21 protein-coding genes and 1 tRNA gene are annotated in these 20263 nt (G+C 43.0%); 10 read left to right on the top strand and 12 right to left on the bottom strand.

What is annotated here, in order from left to right:
• Positions 1 to 50: 50 nt before the first annotated feature.
• The 3 genes from dnaK to BKM01_RS01720 form a co-directional block, all read right to left on the bottom strand.
• Positions 51 to 1922 carry a molecular chaperone DnaK gene (dnaK, locus tag BKM01_RS01730; RefSeq protein WP_072360418.1) on the bottom strand — a complete coding sequence of 624 codons (1872 nt, stop codon included), beginning with the start codon at positions 1920 to 1922 and terminating at the stop codon, positions 51 to 53.
• Between the two features lie 69 nt (positions 1923 to 1991).
• On the bottom strand, positions 1992 to 2534 hold the full coding sequence (gene grpE / locus BKM01_RS01725; protein ID WP_072360420.1) for a nucleotide exchange factor GrpE: 543 nt from the start codon (positions 2532 to 2534) through the stop codon (positions 1992 to 1994).
• Positions 2535 to 2641: 107 nt separating this feature from the next.
• Positions 2642 to 3043: a heat-shock protein gene (locus BKM01_RS01720; RefSeq protein ID WP_084006320.1), complete on the bottom strand. Its 402-nt coding sequence runs from the start codon at positions 3041 to 3043 to the stop codon at positions 2642 to 2644.
• Positions 3044 to 3148: 105 nt separating this feature from the next.
• Here BKM01_RS01720 and BKM01_RS01715 point away from each other — a divergent pair, with 105 nt between their 5' ends.
• The 6 genes from BKM01_RS01715 to BKM01_RS01690 all read left to right on the top strand — a co-directional run bounded on the left by BKM01_RS01715 (position 3149) and on the right by BKM01_RS01690 (position 6277).
• Positions 3149 to 4072 carry an ATP-grasp domain-containing protein gene (locus BKM01_RS01715; RefSeq protein ID WP_072360425.1) on the top strand — a complete coding sequence of 308 codons (924 nt, stop codon included), beginning with the start codon at positions 3149 to 3151 and terminating at the stop codon, positions 4070 to 4072.
• A complete protein-coding gene (locus BKM01_RS01710; protein ID WP_072360427.1) occupies positions 4069 to 5031 on the top strand; it encodes a hydantoinase/oxoprolinase family protein in 963 nt (320 codons plus the stop codon). Before BKM01_RS01715 ends, BKM01_RS01710 begins: the two co-directional genes overlap by 4 nt.
• Positions 5032 to 5044: 13 nt before the next feature.
• Entirely contained in the window at positions 5045 to 5674 is a 630-nt protein-coding gene (locus tag BKM01_RS01705; protein WP_072360429.1) for an amino acid kinase family protein, read from the top strand.
• A 65-nt stretch (positions 5675 to 5739) separates the two neighbouring features.
• Positions 5740 to 5904 (top strand): HVO_2753 family zinc finger protein, encoded by a 165-nt coding sequence (locus BKM01_RS01700; RefSeq protein ID WP_013038060.1) that lies wholly within the window; start codon positions 5740 to 5742, stop codon positions 5902 to 5904.
• Between the two features lie 9 nt (positions 5905 to 5913).
• Complete coding sequence (locus BKM01_RS01695; protein WP_072360431.1) at positions 5914 to 6183, top strand: elongation factor 1-beta; 270 nt, start codon at positions 5914 to 5916, stop codon at positions 6181 to 6183.
• A 22-nt stretch (positions 6184 to 6205) separates the two neighbouring features.
• Positions 6206 to 6277, top strand: a tRNA-Ala gene (locus BKM01_RS01690).
• Positions 6278 to 6295: 18 nt separating this feature from the next.
• Here the strand turns inward: BKM01_RS01690 and thiI are convergent.
• Positions 6296 to 7471 (bottom strand): tRNA uracil 4-sulfurtransferase ThiI, encoded by a 1176-nt coding sequence (gene thiI, locus BKM01_RS01685; protein ID WP_072360434.1) that lies wholly within the window; start codon positions 7469 to 7471, stop codon positions 6296 to 6298.
• An 87-nt stretch (positions 7472 to 7558) separates the two neighbouring features.
• On the opposite strand from thiI, the gene BKM01_RS01680 reads away from it, so the two are divergent.
• Positions 7559 to 9187, top strand: a complete 1629-nt coding sequence (locus BKM01_RS01680) for an ABC1 kinase family protein (protein ID WP_072360436.1) — start codon at positions 7559 to 7561, stop codon at positions 9185 to 9187.
• A gap of 171 nt (positions 9188 to 9358) precedes the next feature.
• On the top strand, positions 9359 to 9496 hold the full coding sequence (locus BKM01_RS10870) for a hypothetical protein (protein WP_164999314.1): 138 nt from the start codon (positions 9359 to 9361) through the stop codon (positions 9494 to 9496).
• Positions 9497 to 9628: 132 nt separating this feature from the next.
• Here BKM01_RS10870 and BKM01_RS01675 read toward each other — a convergent pair whose 3' ends face one another.
• A complete protein-coding gene (locus BKM01_RS01675; protein ID WP_234993665.1) occupies positions 9629 to 10081 on the bottom strand; it encodes a toprim domain-containing protein in 453 nt (150 codons plus the stop codon).
• Between the two features lie 104 nt (positions 10082 to 10185).
• On the opposite strand from BKM01_RS01675, the gene BKM01_RS01670 reads away from it, so the two are divergent.
• Both BKM01_RS01670 and ftsA read left to right on the top strand, forming a co-directional pair.
• Positions 10186 to 10392, top strand: coding sequence for a hypothetical protein (locus BKM01_RS01670; protein WP_072360438.1), 207 nt, complete (start codon positions 10186 to 10188; stop codon positions 10390 to 10392).
• Positions 10389 to 11753: a coenzyme F390 synthetase gene (gene ftsA, locus BKM01_RS01665; protein ID WP_257790287.1), complete on the top strand. Its 1365-nt coding sequence runs from the start codon at positions 10389 to 10391 to the stop codon at positions 11751 to 11753. The genes BKM01_RS01670 and ftsA overlap by 4 nt, the downstream gene beginning before the upstream one ends.
• Before the next feature lies 1 nt (position 11754).
• On the opposite strand, the gene BKM01_RS01660 is transcribed toward ftsA, so the two are convergent.
• The 7 genes from BKM01_RS01660 to BKM01_RS01630 all read right to left on the bottom strand — a co-directional run bounded on the left by BKM01_RS01660 (position 11755) and on the right by BKM01_RS01630 (position 20201).
• The gene (locus BKM01_RS01660; RefSeq protein ID WP_236953531.1) at positions 11755 to 12027 is read right to left on the bottom strand and encodes an acylphosphatase; all 273 of its coding nucleotides are present in this window, start codon (positions 12025 to 12027) and stop codon (positions 11755 to 11757) included.
• A gap of 27 nt (positions 12028 to 12054) precedes the next feature.
• Positions 12055 to 13950 carry a threonine--tRNA ligase gene (locus BKM01_RS01655; protein WP_072360444.1) on the bottom strand — a complete coding sequence of 632 codons (1896 nt, stop codon included), beginning with the start codon at positions 13948 to 13950 and terminating at the stop codon, positions 12055 to 12057.
• Positions 13951 to 14002: 52 nt separating this feature from the next.
• Entirely contained in the window at positions 14003 to 15097 is a 1095-nt protein-coding gene (locus tag BKM01_RS01650) for an AI-2E family transporter (RefSeq protein WP_072360446.1), read from the bottom strand.
• A gap of 79 nt (positions 15098 to 15176) precedes the next feature.
• Entirely contained in the window at positions 15177 to 17150 is a 1974-nt protein-coding gene (locus BKM01_RS01645) for a phosphoadenosine phosphosulfate reductase domain-containing protein (protein WP_072360448.1), read from the bottom strand.
• 39 nt (positions 17151 to 17189) lie between these two features.
• Positions 17190 to 18566, bottom strand: coding sequence for an NADPH-dependent glutamate synthase (gene gltA / locus BKM01_RS01640; protein WP_198926190.1), 1377 nt, complete (start codon positions 18564 to 18566; stop codon positions 17190 to 17192).
• Positions 18557 to 19408: a sulfide/dihydroorotate dehydrogenase-like FAD/NAD-binding protein gene (locus BKM01_RS01635; protein ID WP_072360452.1), complete on the bottom strand. Its 852-nt coding sequence runs from the start codon at positions 19406 to 19408 to the stop codon at positions 18557 to 18559. The genes gltA and BKM01_RS01635 overlap by 10 nt, the downstream gene beginning before the upstream one ends.
• A gap of 127 nt (positions 19409 to 19535) precedes the next feature.
• Positions 19536 to 20201, bottom strand: a complete 666-nt coding sequence (locus tag BKM01_RS01630) for a sarcinarray family MAST domain-containing protein (RefSeq protein WP_084006312.1) — start codon at positions 20199 to 20201, stop codon at positions 19536 to 19538.
• Positions 20202 to 20263: the final 62 nt, after the last annotated feature.

Below are 20263 nucleotides of genomic sequence, written 5' to 3'. Positions count from 1 at the left end.
CTTTTGTTTATAAAATATAATAGGCAGGGAGGAATCCTGCCTGAATTCGATTACTTTTTGTCGTTGTCGTCTACTTCTTCAAAGTCAGCATCGACAACATCTTCATCTGATCCGCCTTCAGCACCAGATGTAGAAGCACCTTCTCCGCCTGCTGCCTGTCCGGAAGCTTCAGCCTCTTCCTGTGCCTTCTGGTAAAGAAGGGCAGAGATTTCATACATTGCTTCCTGCAAAGTCTCGGTTTTACTCTTGATTGCTTCAATGTCACTACCTTCAAGAGCAGTATTGAGATCTGAAATCGCAGATTCTACCTTGGATTTCTGCTCATCTGAAGCAATGTCTCCTGCCTCCTTGAGAGATTTCTCGGCAGAACTTACCAGGGTTTCTGCATTATTCCTTGCCTCAACCTCTTCTTTCTTTGCCTTATCCTCTTCAGCATGTGCCTCTGCATCCTTGACCATCTGGTCGATCTCCTCATCAGAAAGACCGCCTGGCTTCTCGATAGTTATAGACTGCTCTTTGCCGGTTCCCTTATCTTTTGCAGAAACATTGAGGATACCATTGGCATCTATATCGAAAGTTACTTCGATCTGTGGCATTCCCCGCGGTGCAGGTGGTATGCCGTCAAGGATAAAACGTCCGAGGGTCTTGTTGGCAGAAGCAACGCCTCTTTCACCCTGCAATACGTGAATTTCCACAGAACTCTGGTTATCCGCAGCTGTCGAGAACACCTGACTCTTACGTGTAGGAATAGTGGTATTCCTCTCAATCAAGGGCGTTGCAACGCCACCCATTGTTTCGATACCAAGGGTCAGAGGAATGACATCCAGCAGCAATACATCTTCAACTTCTCCTCCCATTACACCGGCCTGTATGGCAGCACCCACAGCAACCGCTTCATCAGGATTGATATTCTTGTACGGATCCTTACCAATGAATTCTTTCACAGTCCTGACAACTGCAGGCATTCTGGTAGAACCACCAATTAGCAGGATCTTTTCGATATCTGAAGTTTTAAGGTTTGCATCGCTGAGCGCTTTTTTCATGGATTGGAGGGTCTTGTCGAGAAGATCCTCAGTCATCTTTTCGAACTGTGCTCTCGTAATATCTATGTCAACATGTTTTGGCTGACCGTTTGAATCAGCTGTAATGAAAGGAAGGTTGATATTTGTGGTACCCACGCCGGATAATTCAATCTTGGCCTTCTCCGCAGCATCCTTGAACCTCTGCATTGCTGCCTTGTCACCAGATAGATCGATACCTTCTTCCTTTTTGAATTCGCTTATGATGTGGTTGACAATCCTGTCATCGAAGTCATCTCCTCCAAGATGGGTATCACCACTTGTGGAAAGTACTTCAAAAACACCTTCTCCCAACTCAAGGATGGACACATCAAAAGTACCGCCTCCAAGATCGTAAACAAGAATCTTGTGGTCACCGGTTTCTTTATCCAGTCCATATGCCAGAGAAGCTGCTGTGGGCTCATTTATGATCCTCTTAACTTCAAGCCCTGCGATCTTACCGGCATCCTTTGTAGCCTGTCTCTGGGAGTCATTGAAATAAGCAGGGACTGTGATTACAGTATCTGTAATTGTTTCACCAAGGTAACTTTCTGCATCTTCCTTGAGTTTGCGCAGTATCATTGCAGAAATTTCCTGTGGCGTATATTCCTTGCCATTGAGAGTTACCTGATAGTCCCCTTCACCAATATGACGTTTGATTGAACTTACCGTATTGTCCGGATTTGCCACCATCTGTCTTTTGGCTACCTGGCCCACAAGTTTTTCTCCCTTCTTTGAGAATCCCACAACAGAGGGAGTCGTCCTGCTACCTTCTGCATTTGGTAATACAGTTGGTTCGCCACCTTCGATCACTGCCATGCAGGAATTTGTAGTTCCCAGATCAATTCCAAGTATTTTACCCATATAGATTACCTCTTTGTAATATTATCAGATTTATAGTTGATATTTCTTATCTATTCATTTCAATGAACTTTACTTCTCCTCTTTGTCAGAAGAAGTGTTTTTGGAAACCGCCACCATAGCGGGCCGGATTATCCTGGAATTTAACTTGTATCCAGGTTTACAAACATCAATGATAGTATTGTCAGGATGATCCTCATGTTCAACGTGCATCATGGCTTCATGTTCAGATGGGTCAAATTCCTCACCTTCACATTCAATCCTTTTGAGACCTTCTTTTTCCAGGATCGATACAAATTGCTTGAACACCATTTCCACCCCTTCGACAACCGAATTCACATCATCGGTATTGCGAGCAGACTCAATGGCCCTCTCGAAATTATCATAGACATCAAGCAATTCCACCATTAGGTTTTCCACAGCAAAATTGCGGAATTCTTCCTGCTCCTTGCGGGTACGTTTGCGGAAATTATCAAATTCTGCTCTCTTACGCAAAAGGTCTTCCTTCAGGGATGCAATTTCCGCATCCTTTTCCTGAACCAGCTGTTCCAGCTCTTCAGGAGAATATTCCGCGTCTGAGGAGTTATCATCTTCTTGTTTATCTTTACCTACCATCACTGACATCTCCGCCTGTATATTGAGCGGTCCAACTTATAATAGAAATTGCAATGATGTGGATTGTATGATGTTCTATAAATAGTTTGTGGGATGTGAGCATCTAATCAGGAATACTGGTTCTGTATCCTGTAAGAGAAGAACTTGACAACCAACATACTAACAATCATACAAATCGCCAGTGCGGAAACTAGTCTGTTCCATCCTATAGAAAAAAGTCCATCATTAAAAGCAAAACTCAGTCCTCCCAGAAAAGAGATGATTGAAAAGGTACTTACCGAGGAAACAAGTGCTGCACCAGCAATTGATCCTAATTCGTCAGCCCCTCTCTTTTCAAAGAAAACAGAGCCAAGAATGAATATTATGGCGAATACCAAAAGTATAATGGCATAAGGTACGGGGTTTGAACCAGTGGTTACTATTTGCATTATACCCATGGCCATACCCACCATGAAAATTGCCATTGCAAAAGATATTAACAGTGCCTGAATAAAAGGATTTTCTGACATTTCCAAATCCATCCCTCTCTGCAAAAAAGAGGTCCTGATAGTATATATTTATTGTCTCGTTGATATAAACCCAAAGCATATATTAAATAAAACATTTCTCGAAATATGAACGTCTTAATTTGCGAATATGCCACAAGTATTGGAATGGGAGGTACCTTCCTGCTTGAGGGTAAAGCCATGCTAAAAAGCCTTGCAGAAAGCTTTGTCGCAGGCCATCATGAGATCAAATATACGACATCTGCAACCGAAATTCAGGTCGGCACCCCTGTATATTGTAACGAAGGGAATATAAAGACGGTTTTACAGGCCGAGGCCAAAAAATGTGATGCTGCACTGGTAATTGCACCCGATGACCTGCTTGCGGGGCTTGTGAAAGAAATAGAGGAACACACCTCTAATATGGGATCATCCCCGGCAGTTATCCGGGAGTGTGCGGATAAATTCAAGTGCGGAAAAATCCTTGAAAACAATGGAATACCTGTACCTCAACTTGTTGAAACTGTGGAAGAGCTCAAAAAAGATACCAATTATGTGGTCAAGCCACGTTATGGATGTGCTGCGGAAAATACGATCATTACATCCAATCCTTCAATATCCCAGGACATGGTCGTAACCGAATATGTAGAAGGAGAACACCTGAGTGTGAGTCTTGTCTGTGCAGATGCACCTCTTGCCCTGACAATCAATCGCCAGTACATAGAAATTACAGGAAGAGGGGACAAAACTGCCATTGATTATAAGGGAGGAATAACCCCCTATGAAACACCTGACAGGGAACTGATTATCGATACTGCAAAAAGGGCGGCCCGGGCGCTTGGATGTAGAGGGTACACAGGTGTTGATATTGTAATGGGCGACAGGCCCTATGTAATAGACATAAATCCCAGGCCAACCACTTCGCTTGTGGGCATCTGTAAAATAATCAAACCCCAAATAGGAGAATTATTGATTGATGCCCTGGAAGAGAACTTGCCATCAACAGTACATATTACCGGCAATTATGAATTCCGAAAGGAGGACCTTTTATGAAAAAACTCGGGATAGATATAGGAGGGGCAAATACAAAAATAGCCTCAGCAGACGGCGCTGTCTGTGAACTTCACTATGTACCCCTCTGGAAAGAAACAAAACTTCCAACGGTCCTGAAAAATATCTCAGAAAAGCACAATCCATCTCATGTGGGCGTTGTGATGACCGGAGAACTTGCCGATTGTTACGAAAACAAAACGGCAGGGGTCCTTGGCATTATGGATATTGTAAGAGACAGTTTTGGCTGTGAGATTGATTTTCTGGACCAGAGAGGTAATTTTGTAAAACATACACAAGATCCTGCCTCCCTTGCCGCAGCAAACTGGATGGCTTCTGCAAGTTTCATTGCCAGAAAAATGAAAGATTGCCTTTTTGTGGATATGGGTAGTACTACAAGTGATTTAATCCCTGTAAAAAACGGGAAAGTAATTGCACACAATACCGATACACAACGTCTTGCAAACAACGAATTATTGTATCAGGGTGTCCTGAGGACAAATATAGCGGCCCTGCTGGACAGTGTGGCGATAAGTCAGGGGAATTGCCGACTCGCCTCTGAGCTCTTTGCCACAAGCGCGGATGCTTACCTCCTCCTGTCCGATATCGATGAAGATGCATATACATGTGAAACTGCTGACGGACAAGGGAAATCAGAGAAAGAGGCTGCCAGGAGACTTGCAAGGGTTGTCTGCGCGGACCTGAATGAAATTGACATGGCAGATGTCAGAGAGATAGCAGTAGCTGTAAAGGATAGACAGAAAGAAAGGCTCACAGAAGCAATCTCAGAACTTTGCCACAAAAACGACATAAATACCGTCCTGGCAGCAGGACTTGGTGAATTTTTGATCAAAAACACATGTGATGAACTGGGTATTGAATGCATTTCACTTGCAGAGAAATGGAGCCTTGATATATCAAAGGTATTCCCCGCCTATGCAGTCGCCAATCTGCTGGAGTGAAACTGAACAAAACATGAAAGAGAAAGTTGTATTAAAATTGGGCGGGAGCCTGATAAAACAGGGGCCTGAATTACTGCTGTCACTTAAAAGTTGGGCAAAGGATAAAAAAATACAGTTGCTCGTGGTTCCCGGCGGAGGACCCTTTGCAGATATAATAAGGGACATGGAAAAGACAGCAGGTTTTAATGATGATACCTCTCACTGGCTGGCAATCCTATCTATGGAACAGTACGGCATATACCTCAGGGAAAAGACGAAAATTGATACAACTGCTACCCTCAGACCTTTTGAAGGGATACGAATTCTGCTACCCTACAGACTTCTTACAGATAACGACGACCTGCCTCATTCATGGGAGGTCACATCCGACACAATCGGTGCTAAATTTGCCCAAATGACAGGAGCAGAATATATTAAAGTAACAGATGTGGACGGAATCCTGCAACAGGGGAAATTATTACGGGAAATTACCGCTTCTGACATCATAAGAATGGGACAGAGTTGTGTGGATACCTATCTTCCACACTACCTCAAACAACATGAAATGAATTGCACTATTGTAAATGGTAACTATTTTTCCAGAATAACAGGGACTATTATGGGAAACAGGGATACAAGTACCTACATCAGGGGGAAATTTTAAATTATATACGGATTATGTACTCAATCCGTCATACTTATAGTAAAATCACAATAAGGAGAAATACAATGGAGAAGGTCAATTACTGTACCTCCTGCGGTGTACACCTTTCGGACAAGGGTTTTGCACGTTTTGCATGCCCCGAATGTGACACCGAACTTGGAAGATGCATAAAATGCAGACAGCAGAGTAACAATTACGTCTGTCCTAAATGTGGATTTATGGGTCCATGAGGTGTAAATATGGGAGATGTTGCAGCTACTATTAAAATAATGCCCGATGGCGTAGAAAGAGATCTTGAAGAGATCAAAGCAAAGATCGCAGGTGTTTTGCCTGAAGGTTCAGAACTCTTCGGAACTGCCGAAGAGCCTATCGCATTTGGCCTCAAGGCCATTAAAGCTACAGTTCTTGTAGGCGACCTGGAAGGCGGAACCGAGCCTGTTGAGGAAGCCATAGCAACTATCGAAGGCGTCGAAAGCGTACAGGTAGAAGAAGTAGGAAGACCTGTCTGAAGGTCTTCACAGTCTTTTTTTTGGGCTTGTAGATCAGGGGAAGATCGTTACGTTCGCAACGTAAAGGCCGCGGGTTCGAATCCCGCCAGGTCCATCCCTTCAAGCCTTATTTTCACTCAAACTCATACAATACCTTGGCATTTGCCAGGGAATAGTCAATAAGACCATCAACATCCAGTTTTGCTTCTTCTTCGACTACCGCATCATACATGGCCCTTACCTCCGGACGCTCAGGGACAGCTCCACACTCTGCAGAACTCAGAGTAGAAATATCAAATGTGCCTATTTTCCGGGCCAGATCGATTATTTCAGTTTTGTCAAAACTTATGAGGGGATGATATATCGGAAATCCCAGACCATAAATTTCAGCATGCAGGTTGAAAGTTGTCTGGGAAGCCACCTGACCCAGGGATGAACCGGTAATAATACCTGATGCTTTTTCTTTTTCCATAACTTCAAAAGCAATCCTGTACATCATCCTCTTGCATAATATACAGGTATTTTTGAGAGAACAGTTGTCCTGAATTGCCTGTAAATTTTTTCCGTTGGGAACTTCATACATTTTTATGGGGTTGCCGGCAGACCACTCGTTAAGCACTTTCACACATTTGATGGCTTTCTGTCGGGTTGCTTCATCAGAAAAGGGTGCATTATTGCAGAATACAGGAATAATTTTTACACCCCTTCTCATCAGCAACCAGGCAGCAACCGGGGAATCTATTCCTCCTGATACCAGAACCACCATTTTACCCTGAGTACCCACCGGCAGACCACCCACACCTTTGGAAATTCCCGTAAACACATAAGCGGCGTTTTGCCTCATTTCCACAAATATCTCTTTATCAGGATTATCAAGATTCACCGAAGGATTCCTTCCCAGGGACTCAAGTTTCTCATACACCGCATCGCCACAAATTCTTCCTAAATCTGCGGAGGTAAAAGAGTGATTCCCCGAGCGACGTGGACGGATTGCAAACGATTCGGATTCTGCGATGAACTCACCAGCGATTGCAGCACATTCCTCTGCGGCTGATTTCAAATTTGGATCGACCTTATGGGCAAAAGAGGTAGAGACCACCCCGAAAACATTCGAACATACTTCTGCAGCTGCCACGTCATTTGATTCAACAAAAATACGTCCCCTGTCCCTGATAACTCTATTATATGAAACTGCCTGCTGATCAAGCATTGCTTTAATATTATTGACCAGTGTACGTTCGAAAAAACTGCGTACACCCGGGCTTTTAAGGGACAGTTCACCGTATCTTATAATGACTATATTGTTCATGGGAAGAAATATTCACATATGTTAATTAAACCTATTCCACAAAATATAACAATACATATTTAATAAGGAAAATGCAAAAACGGGTTGATGTTAAGAAAGGTTCGCAGATATCTGGAAATTCTCAGGATTTCTACAAAATATAATCTTTTCAGTCTTCTATATAAAGAAATAAATCGCAACTACATACCCGGTAGACGTGGTACCTGTTATCTCGATGTTGAGAACCAGCACAATGCCCGCAAAATGCGACTTGCTTTTGAGGAATTGGGGCCTACTTTTGTTAAATTGGGCCAAATAATGAGTAAAAGGTCCGATATCCTGCCCCAAAGTTACATACGAGAACTGGCAAAATTGCAGGATCGCGTAAAGCCCCTTGAGTTTGAACAGATGCTGCCTTCCTTTTCGAGCCTGCAATGTGCAATACCGGGCACCCAAAACGGCGAACCTGAAATATCAATGGAACAGGTGATGGGATATTTTGATGAATTTGATACAAAGCCTATAGCAAGTGCATCAATAGCCCAAGTATACAGAGCAAAGCTGAATAATGAAAAAGTGGCCGTAAAAGTTTCAAGACCCGGCCTTATAAACAAAATTAACATTGACCTATCCATAATTGAAGACCTAAAGCCTTTCATCGTAAGAATCGGGGGATTTGGAAACAACATCGATTTTGATGAATTCCTGTATGAATTTCGGGAATTATTGAACAAGGAACTGGATTTTCGCAATGAAGCCCGCAACATCAAGCGTTTCCGGGAAAATTTTGAATCAATTGATGATGTAAACATCCCTCAGGTATACGACGACTACTGTACTGAAAGCGTACTTGTAATGGAGTATATGGAAGGAACCCCGGTGAAAAATATACAGGACCTGGATCCTGAACAGCGTTTAAAATATACCCACATGATTAGTTCCAGTTACTTAAAGCAGGTTTATCTCGATGGCCTGTATCATGCAGACCCTCATGGAGGGAATATCCTCATCCAGAATAATAGTATTGCCTACATTGATTTTGGAGCAATCGGAATCATAGATGGTGAACTGAGACGCAACATGCTCAACCTTTTCTACGGAATATACAAAAAGAATCTGGATATTGCTTTTGAGGCTTTCCTGAGAATCGCGGATATAAAAAAGGAAGATATCAATGTGCGTCATTTCAAACTTGATCTTGATAATTTGATAGCAAAGCAAAACTATGCGCTGGGCCAGAGACAGAATGACAGTTATGCAAACCTCGCCCTGAAATACAACCTATCTCTTCCAAGTGATTTTTCCACACTTGAAAGATCCCTTATCCTCATCGAAGGTGTTTGCCTCGAACTAAATCCCGGCTTCAATCTTATTGATGATGCTAAACCTCTCATAACAAAAGTAATGTTGCAGAGATATTCGCCGGGCAGGGCGATGGAATACTTCCAGCTTGAAGGAGATCGTTATCTTGAAATTTTCAAAAATTTGCCCCAGGGAGTAGATGACGTTATCGAAACGATCCGGGGTTACAGGATAGAAAAATTGGAGAACAAAACCAATGAGATTAAAAGAAACAGGATGTATGAAAACTTCGCAAGCTATGTATTCCTATCAATAATCCTGATTACATCGGCCTATCTTGCTACCAGAGCCGACACAGCAACCAATGAACTGGGAATCGCCGGATTTGTAGTAGCCATCCTGCTTTTTGGATATTCATTCCTGAGAAATACCTGAAGGACCAAACATACATGAAAATAACATTTAATAAAAAACAAGTTGAATTGTCACACTACATTTAAATACAAAAATAATCCTATAAGTACAAACGGGATTTACTAATAAGTGGGGTACGAATAATTTACTTTTAGTACTAATCCTATTTCAAAGATATATGGGGAGAATAATATGACAAGACTGAAAAGATGTCCTGAATGCCATTCAGAAATGGAAGTCAATGAAAATGGAATAGAATATTGCAATGTGTGCGATTACTGGACAGTAGAGGGAACAGCACGCCTTGATTCCATAACTATGCTTGCTTGAGGGTAGTATGATGCAAGCATCCTCCTGTAAGATATGCACTCAATGCAGGGAAAAGTTAAAAGTAATGAAGATGAAATCCAATGTCCTTTACTACTGCCGCAAATGTGGCAGGACAACTTCCCGAGAATTACTTCAATAATACTGTTGTAAAACAGTATGTTTCATTTTTTTCATGTGACTATCAAGACTTTCTACATCTTTTATCTCTTTTTGAACAAGGGACACCAATCTATTTCTGATAGAAGTATCCACATCGACATCCATATATTCCAGATCGGAAGAAATTTTGTCTGCAAGTATATTTCCCCTTCTGTCCCAATCAGTCAGAATAATAACACAGCGATCCATGTCCCGCAGTTTTTCGGATAGATCAAGCAGGGGGATATGGGTTACCTTTTTAATAATACCATGTATACCGAGACTGCGCAATGAAGAAACATCCCTTTTTCCTTCAACCAGAATAATGTCACCTTCATCAGAACATTTGATGAGCTCTTTCAGCAATTCATCAAGCAGTTCATATCTTCTCTTAATTTCATACATCGAAGAAGGGGTCAAGGAACTATTGTTCAAAAAAGAAGACATCAATAGCCATAGAAAGGGAGAACTTATAAAAATAACCCTTCTGTAAAGGGTCGAAAGTAATATATACAAATCTTTTCAAAATATAATAAGAAGGAGGGGGTTTCTTGAGCTGTATATTTTGTGGAAAAGAATGTATGGATTACGATATTGAGGGCGGATCCGAAAAAGATGCAGAACCGGGGAAAATAATAGGGAAAGTCCATGTATGCCTGGACTGTATCGAAGAATTGCGAGATGTACTGGGAGTCACTTCTCTTGAAAGGGAAGTTTCTTCCGTAGAATATGAGATAGTTGAAGAGACTATCCGCTGATAAATAAGGAGGATGATTTTATCCCTTATTTTAACCCGGAGATGGAAAATCTCGGAAGAGAAGAACTGGATAACCTTGTTGATGAAAGGATCAAATATACTGTCAAGTATGCAGCAGAAAATTCGCCATTTTACAGGAAATGGTTCAGGGAAAATAATGTCACACCCGCAGATATTACCACCCATGAGGATTTGCTGGAATTACCAATTGTTACAGGTGAAATCATAAGAAACAACCAGCCTCCTGAAACACCGGATTTTCGTTTTAAGAGTGTAGGCTGGAAAGATGTCTATACAGTGCATGAAACCAGTGGCACCAGCGGAGTACCCAAATCGTTTTTCCTTACATGGCAGGACTGGCAAAGGTACGCCCAGAAATATGGCAGAAGTTTTGTGTCACAGAATTTTAATGAAGATGACAGGGTAATCATGTGCGCTTCCTATGGAATGAACGTGGGAGCAAACACGATGACCCTTGCAGCCCGGGATATTGGCATGGCAATCATACCTGAAGGAAAATGCACGTTCCCTCCCCGCATAATTGAAAGTTATCAACCTACCGGTGTTGTTGCAAGTGTATTCAAATTACTACGTCTTGCAAAAAGGCTCCGAAAACAGGGAATTGAACCCTCAGAAACCTCAATTAACAAAATGGTGGTCGGCGGGGAAAGTTTTGCAGAAGAATCCAGAACGTATCTTGAAGAGGTATGGGACTGCCCGGTTTACAACACATATGGAAGTACTGAAGGTACCATGTGCGGTGAGTGTAGAATTAAAAACGGATTGCATGTACCCGAGGATATTGTGCATCTGGATGTCTATGATCCACACAAAAAAACATTTGTAAAAGATGGTGAATGTGGCAGGATCGTCCTAACAACATTACTTGCACCGGGGGAAAAGTGTGGTAGTCTGCTGCTAAATTATGATACGGAAGATACTACCGTAGTTGTCTCCAGGGACAAGTGTGAATGTGGAAGGACACATATGCGAATATTAAATCCTGAAAGGGAAGCCGAGACATTCTGGGTGGAAGGAACACCCTTCAACCGTGTGAATGTTGAAAAAGGAGTCTTCCAGAGAGATAACATGGAATACCTGACCGGTGAATATGAGGCATTCCTTTATGGTGAAACCGGAAACACCACTTTACGGGTAAGTCTTGAATGTGAAGAACCTGAAAAATGTGACCGCGAGATGGTTCAGGAAAACTTCCTGAAGAGTTTCCTGCAATACAAACCTGGTCTGCAGGATGCCTATAATGAGGAAGCCTTTGAGATATTATTCAATTTCCTTCCTGAAGGAGAGATGGAATTCTATAAAGTCAAGGGACGCCCCAAAAGAGTAGTTGACAGGAGATGAATTATCTCCTGATACTGAAATCATTAAATTCGCCTGTTGGTGACTCCCAAACTATTTCGACATCTCTGACCTGGGATGCCGGAGGGCCCTGTTTGAGAGCATCCAACAGGGCATCTATTTTTACCTTGCTACCTTCGACAACAGCTTTAACCCTGCCGTCCGTGAGGTTTACCACATAACCGGTAAGTCCGATGTCGGATGCTTTCTGCATGGTAAAGGAGCGAAAGAAAACACCCTGCACAACACCGGATACATGTATTATTGCGCGTTCCATATCCATAAATTAATTTTCGAGATGATATTATATGAATCTTGGTCTCATGCTAAGTTTTTGTGCAAGAGGCAGGTGACCCTGAGGCATCCCGGCAGTCTCTGCAAGAATGCGGCTGTTGAGTTCATCCACAGTCATCTCAATCTTGGAAGGCTTCTTTGGTTTGGATTCTTCCCTCACAGTGACATTGACATTACCGCTTTCGGCTTCCCTGTCACCGACAACTACCACATAGGGAACCCATTCCTGTCCTGCATTACGTATCTTCTTACCAACTGTTTCTTCCCTGTCATCTATATCCGCACGACACTGAAGACGTGATGCAATCTCTTCGGCAAATTCCATATGTCGCTCTGCAATGGGTATGATCCTGACCTGCGTGGGCGATAACCAGACCGGAAGCATCGGGACTTCTCCACCTTCAGCCTTCATCGAGGCTTTTTCCAGCAGGGAATAAATACAGCGTTCAATTGCTCCACTGGGTGAACAATGCAATACGACAGGTCTTTTAGCTTCCCCTGCCTGGTCGATATACTTAATATCGTATCGTTCTGCATTTTCCACATCTATCTGGACTGTGGAAAGCGCACTTGCCTTTTTCAGGGCATCCACAAAATTGAACTCGAACTTGAGCACAAAGTAGAAGAAACGTTTCTCCCACATTTCCACAAGAACAGGTTTATTGACTTTCTTTGCAAGAGCAGTGATAAATTCCTTGTTCTCCTCATAAAATTCCCGGGTTAGCCTGATTGCAACTTCATAATCGGAAACATCGATTCCGACATCTTTCAACACATCTATTGACATCTGGTACTGGCGACCGAACTGTTCAACAGCCTGGTCCATATCGCCACACATTGTGTGCATATCCGGCATGGTAAAAGCCCGCAACCTGCGCAGGCCCACCAGTTCACCCCTCTGTTCCTTACGGAAACTGTAACGTGTAAGTTCCACCATTTTCATTGGGAGGTTGTGGTGGGAGATGGTCATATCATGACTCATCAGAAACTGACCAAAACATGCAGCAAATCTCAAAAACATCTGGCGTTTGTCGGATTCGATGGAATACTGACGTGCAGGGAACCTGTCCAGGTATTTTTTGAGTGTAGGGTGGTTCATATCGTACATCAAAGGTGTTTCTACTTCCATTGCTCCTTCCCTGGCAGAAGAATCCAGCACATATCGCTCAAGCAGGGATTTGATCAGCCTGCCTTTGGGATAATAACGCATGTTACCGGAATCAGACCCGGGTTCATAATCAGCAATCTCAAGCCTGCGCATCAATTCAACATGAGGAGGAACCTTTTCCACAGCCCTGCTTTTAGAGATTTCATGATCTACAAAGGTACCTAGATTCTCATGATCATTGAAATTGAAATCATCAACATCATGTAGAACACCGTCCGGAGACAGGACCTTCCAGTAAGATTTGGCCGTACTTTCGGCTTTCAGGGCTTCAGATACAACTTCTTCCGCTGTATCTACGCCTTCACCACATGATTCGCTTTCTGGGTTGATCGTTCGGGAAAGTTCTGAGAGAGGATGCCCTTTGCAACTGATTTTGAATGCTTTGTACCAACCAAAAGGAGCACGTTTGACATTAAATGAATCAATAAGGCTATTTTCAATATCCTTCATTACAGAAACTGCCATCTTAGGGGAAGAAAGATCGGAACTTAAGTGGGCATAAGGATAAAGCATTACATTGTCAGTATTTACCTGCGATGCAGTCTTTTTGATCTCAGCAACTGCCTTTTCAGCCACATCTTTCGGGTTTGCCTCATCAGTACTTTCCACCGCCATGAAAGCGGTCAAAGCTTCATCTAGTCTGCCTTTTTTGAAGGAATCCTCTATTTGCTCTGCAACGGGAGTACTTTTTTTCACTTCATATTCAATATAATCGGAATGGATAAGCAATAATTGCATGAACTCACCTCGGGTCTTCTGGATAAATTGGAACAATCCTTATTAACCTTTTTCAAATGGAATCATTCTTAAGGCATGCTTCATCCAAATCATTGCCTGAATCTTCGGTATCCTGGCTGTTCGAATTGTCAATATATACCCGGTAAGCCGCCACCAAAGCCCCCAGGAGTACCGGTGCGGCAAAGAATCCCGCTATTCCTCCTACAAAACCTCCACCCAGAAATACAACGACAAGTACTACCGGATGTATCTGGGATTTCATGCTCACAAAATATGGACGCAGGAAAAGCTCAGGAGGGACGTAGATTACTATAGATGACACAATGAAAAAGAGAATTGCAGCCTCTGCACCCATTTCTATGTACCTGATAACAGACAGTGCCAGAAGTACCATATAACCGGCAAAAAGGGGTATCACAGAAGCAATAAATATCAGGGTCGCAAGTGCCGGTATATGAGATAAACCAAAGGCATAAAACACAATTACTGAAATCGTACTTACACTAAGAGCAGCGTAGGCATTACCTATAAATATTCCACTCAGTATCCGGTCCAGCTCCCGAAGGTAACGGCCCGTATTTAACTGGGTCCCCGTTGGAGCGATACATACAGCGGAAGCATACAGTTTTTCACCTTCAAGCAGCAGGAAATAGCAAACAAAGATTGCCACAACCAGATTGATCATAAACATACCCAGGCTTTTGGCATACGAAACAAAACCCAGGCTACCTGCAAAAGAAAGAATCGAAAGCGATGATTCCCAAACAAGCTGATTGATACGTTCAAAATATGTACCCGGCACTATTGCCCTTATAAAATCAAATATGATCTCAAGGACCTGTGACTGGTTTTCGATAACCCAGATAAGCTGTCTGAATATCTCAATAAAACCTGTGCCTATTATGATAATTAGAGGCGTTACGATAAACATCGTCGCAATGAATGCCCCATAATGGTTTTTCCTGTTTATCTTGTCATATATAGGCCTGCAGATATAGGCAAAAACCAGACCCAACACGATACCGTCTGCAAGAGGTAGAAGAATTTTCACAAGAGCCAGGAATACAATGAAAAAAACAATAAAAGCAAGTATTTTCCACCTGTTTTCGATAATTACAGATACACCGTCTATATCTTTTAACTCCATGAAACTCCCTTACATTACTGATAATAGTCTCTGAATAAACTACCTCATATTACTATTTCATAATATTAAAAGCAGCGCATCAAATGTCAGGAATGATCCGATTCGCATACCGGACTACCACACAGGATTCGTTGCATTTTCCACAGCCTGTGCATGAGTCATGTATTTTTATTTTCCCGTTTTTCAATTCAATGGAACCTCTGGCACATGCATTGAGACATACCCCGCAGCCACTGCAACGGGCAATACGTAGCAACTGCAAACATGTATTCCTGTACATCCTGTCTGCAATCTTCCTGTCAGCAGCTGTTACTTTCAAGTTACCCGATGCAAAGAATTTAACCGTATATGAGCGGCCCTTTGCGAGGACAACACCTATCTCAGGGGAATATACGACATTACCCAGCATTCTCATTACATCCGCTGCTTCTAAAAGTGACACCCCGCATATCCGGGCCTCAACGGAAAAATCGCCTCCACTACAGACAGAATGTCCGGAAACTGCACTTATGCTGAAATCTTCTGTTTCAACAGGTGTGATAGATATTCCCAGCTGTTTTGCCAGGGCAAGCATTTTAGGAGGATGTTGCTGCCAGCGCCAGAAACCATATTCGGCATATTCAGGGGGCAGGCCCTTTGAAGCCGTCCAATTTTGAAGGTATGTCATCCATCTTTCATACAAGTCGGGAAACAATTGCCTGACCCTCTCAAATTCACATTCCGGGGTCGAAGGACAAAGATAGCAACCCACCCTTTCAAAACCCATGTCATAGAGAGGATTATAAGCAAGTTTTTTCCAGTAGATGTACAGCCAGACCTCAATAGCCCTCCACTGCCTGATTGGAAAAACGTTCAGCTGACCCGGCACAAAGGGATTGGCCTCGGTTGCGGCAGTCTCCTGCCTGGAAAAAGACTCATATTTGCGTTTACCGTCAACTGCAAGACAGGGATTGTCCGCACTGCAGGACTCAAAAGCCGAATTAGCAGGACCCAGTTTACAGACTTTACAGCACCAGCGGAAATCCTTGCCGGGTGGACCGAAACTCTCCACATTATCCCAGAAAGCATTTTCTGCCCTTTTTTCAATAAGTTCTATATCATTGGCATTACAAAACTCATGTGCAAATTGCACTGTCTCAGGAAATTCTATCCCCGTATTGAGGAAAATTGCCCTGAGACGGCTGGCGTCCAGTGCCTTTCGGGCAAGATCCAGCACAACCAGACTATCCTTGCCCCCACTGAATGATACATTGACGGGAAAAGAAGAATAGGCAGGATCATTGCCAATCCCTTTTATCATGTTTATCGCATTGGATTCTATTCTTTTGAGAGAAGATTGGTTGGCCTTAATGACAGAATCCATGGAAGGCGCTGATTGCTTCAGGTTTGCAGAAATCTTTTTGATTTTTTTGACCCGAAGCAAAGGTTTGCCCGGCCTGTAATTAGCTGAATCCTCAAGAGATATGCCAATACCCACCAGATTTCCACATCGCAGCAATACCGGGTCACCTTTTTCGATATCCGGTGAAAAATGGTCGATACCTTCCATGGAGATTTTTTTACCGTTCAGATGGCGACCGGTATAATGAAGATATGCTGTTTTTGAATGTGTATGGTTTAGCAGGACGCTGGCACCAATGTCAGTGGGTTCAAACCTGAATTGTTTTTGCAGGATATCAAAATAAATATGCCCGATACATATGCCATCAACCAGCACCTCATCATTGCGGTCATCCCCTGCAACCTTGTTCAACAGTATGACTCTGTCAACAAAAGGATTACAATCATAAAGTTGCCGTAGCAGGCCATCAAGTAATTCCCGCTCATAGGCAGAAGCAAATCTCACATCACAAGGAGAGGTCAAGGGTAATTTTGTACCTTCACGGCCACAAATATCACAGACAGGACCTATTAAAGGTACATTGCAGGAGTTACACCAGAAAATATGATCTGCTAACACCTGTTTATCAGATCGTTTTCGCGTCTTCCGGGTCTTGGGACGACTCTTTTTGCCTGCGGAAGCAAAAGTAAATGTAGAACGTTTTTTTTGCATTTTATAGTGATATGAATCCTTTCTTCAATTAACCTTTTGTCAGGATTGGTTACCAAGATAAAGGCTAATGGTTGAAGCTGCCTGTTTCCCTGCACCCATTGCACTGATTACGGTTGCAGCACCGGTAACCACATCGCCACCTGCGCATAATCCTGCCATGGATGACATCGCATCCTCATCGACAACTATTGTGCCCTTAGATGTGGTTTCAAGTTCTTCAGAACCTACAAAGATAACCGGATTTGGAGACGTTCCGATCGCAACTATTACTATATCAGCATCGATCACATGCTCTGAACCCTCAATTGGCATAGGTCGCTTCCTGCCTGATTCATCGGGTTCACCGAGTTCCATTTTTACGCATGCCACACCATTCACAGTCTTATTTTCACCTTCAAGGATACGGACCGGATTGGTAAGCAGGTTGAAAATCACACCTTCTTCCTTTGCATGTTCAACCTCTTCAATACGGGCAGACATCTCCGCCTCACTACGCCGGTACACAACTGTTACTTCTTCTGCACCCAGCCGGAGAGCACTGCGGGCAGCATCCATCGCAACGTTGCCGGCCCCTACTACAACAACCTTATTTCCGCATTTGATGGGTGTGTCATAATCCGGAAAACGATAGGCTTTCATCAGATTGACCCTTGTAAGGAACTCATTTGCAGAATAAACACCATTGAGGTTCTCCCCTTCAATACGCATAAATCTGGGAAGACCGGCACCTGTACCCACAAAGACCGCATCGAATTCATCGCGGAGTTCATCAAGAGTTTTTATCCTTCCTATAACATAATCTACTTTTATGTCAACACCAAGGTTACGGATATAATCTACTTCTTGCTTGACAATGTCCTTGGGTAGCCTGAATTCGGGTATACCGTAGGTCAGGACACCCCCAGGTTCATGGAGGGCTTCATAAATAGTTACACCATGCCCTGCTTTTGCAAGTTCTGCTGCTGCAGTAAGTCCAGCAGGACCTGCACCAATGACAGCCACGTTTTTCCCGCTGGATTTTGCTTTTTCCGGGGATTTTACTCCTGCATCCCTTTCATAATCCGCACAGAAACGCTCAAGCCTTCCGATAGCAAGCGGTTCACCCTTTTTCCCAAGTACACAGAGTTTCTCACACTGCTCTTCCTGAGGACAAACACGTCCACAGATTGCCGGCAGGGCATTGGATTCCTTGAGTAGACCTATAGCCTTATCAAAGTCTTTGTTCTTGATCCTTGAAACAAAACCTGGTATATCAATATTAACAGGACATCCTGCCACACATTGGGGATCATTGCACTCAAGACAGCGTCCTGCCTCAATTACAGCCTGTTGTTGCGTATAACCCAACGCCACTTCACCGAAGTTTCCAATTCTTTCCTGTGGTTTTTGCTCAGGCATTTCCTGTTTCAGTGACACTTGCAATCCCCTCCGCATTTTTTGTTGTAACTTTCAAGAGCTTCCTTTTCCTGCGGCCTGTAAAGTGAAAGCCTGCTCATCATAAGGTCAAAATCCACACCGGAGGCATCAAACTCCGGTCCATCAACACATGCAAACTTGGTTTCCCCGCCAACAGATACACGGCAACCACCACACATCCCGGTACCATCAATCATAATTGGATTGAGGCTAACAAGGGTTTCCACGCCATAGGGAGCAGTTACACCGGCCCCTACTTTCATCATTATAGGTGGTCCGATTATGACAATACGGTCAGCCTGCTGGTCACTGTCAAGAATATCTTTGACAATATCGGTTACAAAACCGTGATGGCCTTTGCTCCCATCGTCAGTAGCCACATAGAGTTCATCACTCACCTCTGCCATTTCATCTTCAAGAATGAGCATTTCTTCATTGCGGGCACCGATTATAGATATTACATGGTTGCCTGCTTCACGGTAGGCACGTGCCTGCGGGTAGACAGGAGCCACACCGACACCACCCCCCACCATTACTACTGTGCCGAGTTTGCGGATATCCGAGGGGGTACCCAGAGGACCGACAAAATCCTGCAGTGTGTCACCTTTTTTGAGGATTGTTAATTGTTTGGTAGTCTTGCCCATTACCTGATAGATTACCGTTATAGAACCCTCATCAACATCAAAGTCAGCTATTGTTAGAGGGATGCGTTCTCCGCTTTCATCAATACGTAATATTACAAATTGCCCCGCTTTCGCTACTTTTGCTATATCCGGAGCTTCGACCTTCATGAGGTTCACATCAGGAACAAGATTACGTGTTTCAAGTATATTATAAGACATATGATCACATCAACGATTATTGGATAAGAGGGAGAGATGTACGTATAAAAGTCTATCCGATGGTTTCAATTTACTAATAATATTTGTAGCTTTTCAATTGATCCTGAAACCATAAATCACAATATTATTAATTTTTGCGACGAAGCAATAGTACACCCACTATTGCAAAAGCAAAAAGAGGACTGAAAAAACCAACAAATGAAAACCCTGAAGATGATTCTGATCGTGGGATGTAGGAATTTAAAGAGAGAGGATAATCATCATCCCATATCTCATCTTCAACATATTCATCCGTGATGCGGGGAGTTACAACAATAGAAGATTGCTCAATAGTTAACTCAGGAGAATTTAGCGGATTGATTGAATAGTGGAATCCAACCGGAACCGGCCCACACGCCGTATTTTTTGTCTCCCTGAGTATCCACTTATAAGTAAAAGTCTCATTTGGGGCAAACTCACGTGAATGAGTTGAATTGAATGCACATGGGCCTTTCTGTATTTCCAGATACGCACCAGGATCCAAAATATGTTGATCGATAGTGACATCGACAACGCTTGCCTGTTTTACGGTCATCTCAACCGCCAATGAGAAAGACTCATTTGCATCCAGAACCGGAGAAGGGGTGAAATGTTCTGGATATAATTCACCATTACAATAGACCTCAGTCACTGCATAGGAATCATTGGCAAGCACGCCTGTAGAAAAAGATATTGTGAAAATGAAAAAGACACAGAGCAATCTGAATAGGTAGTGATCTGTGATTCTGTTCCATAGCAATATTCTATCCGACATTCTGAAACAACTAAGGATGAAAACTATATAAAAATTATCGTTTTAGAACTAAGTAATTGTAT

The sequence above is a fragment of the Methanohalophilus portucalensis genome, assembly GCF_002761295.1.
Lineage (GTDB): Archaea > Halobacteriota > Methanosarcinia > Methanosarcinales > Methanosarcinaceae > Methanohalophilus > Methanohalophilus portucalensis.
The sequence above is the reverse complement of the archived record's forward strand: the minus strand, read 5'-3'. Positions and strand labels throughout refer to the sequence as shown.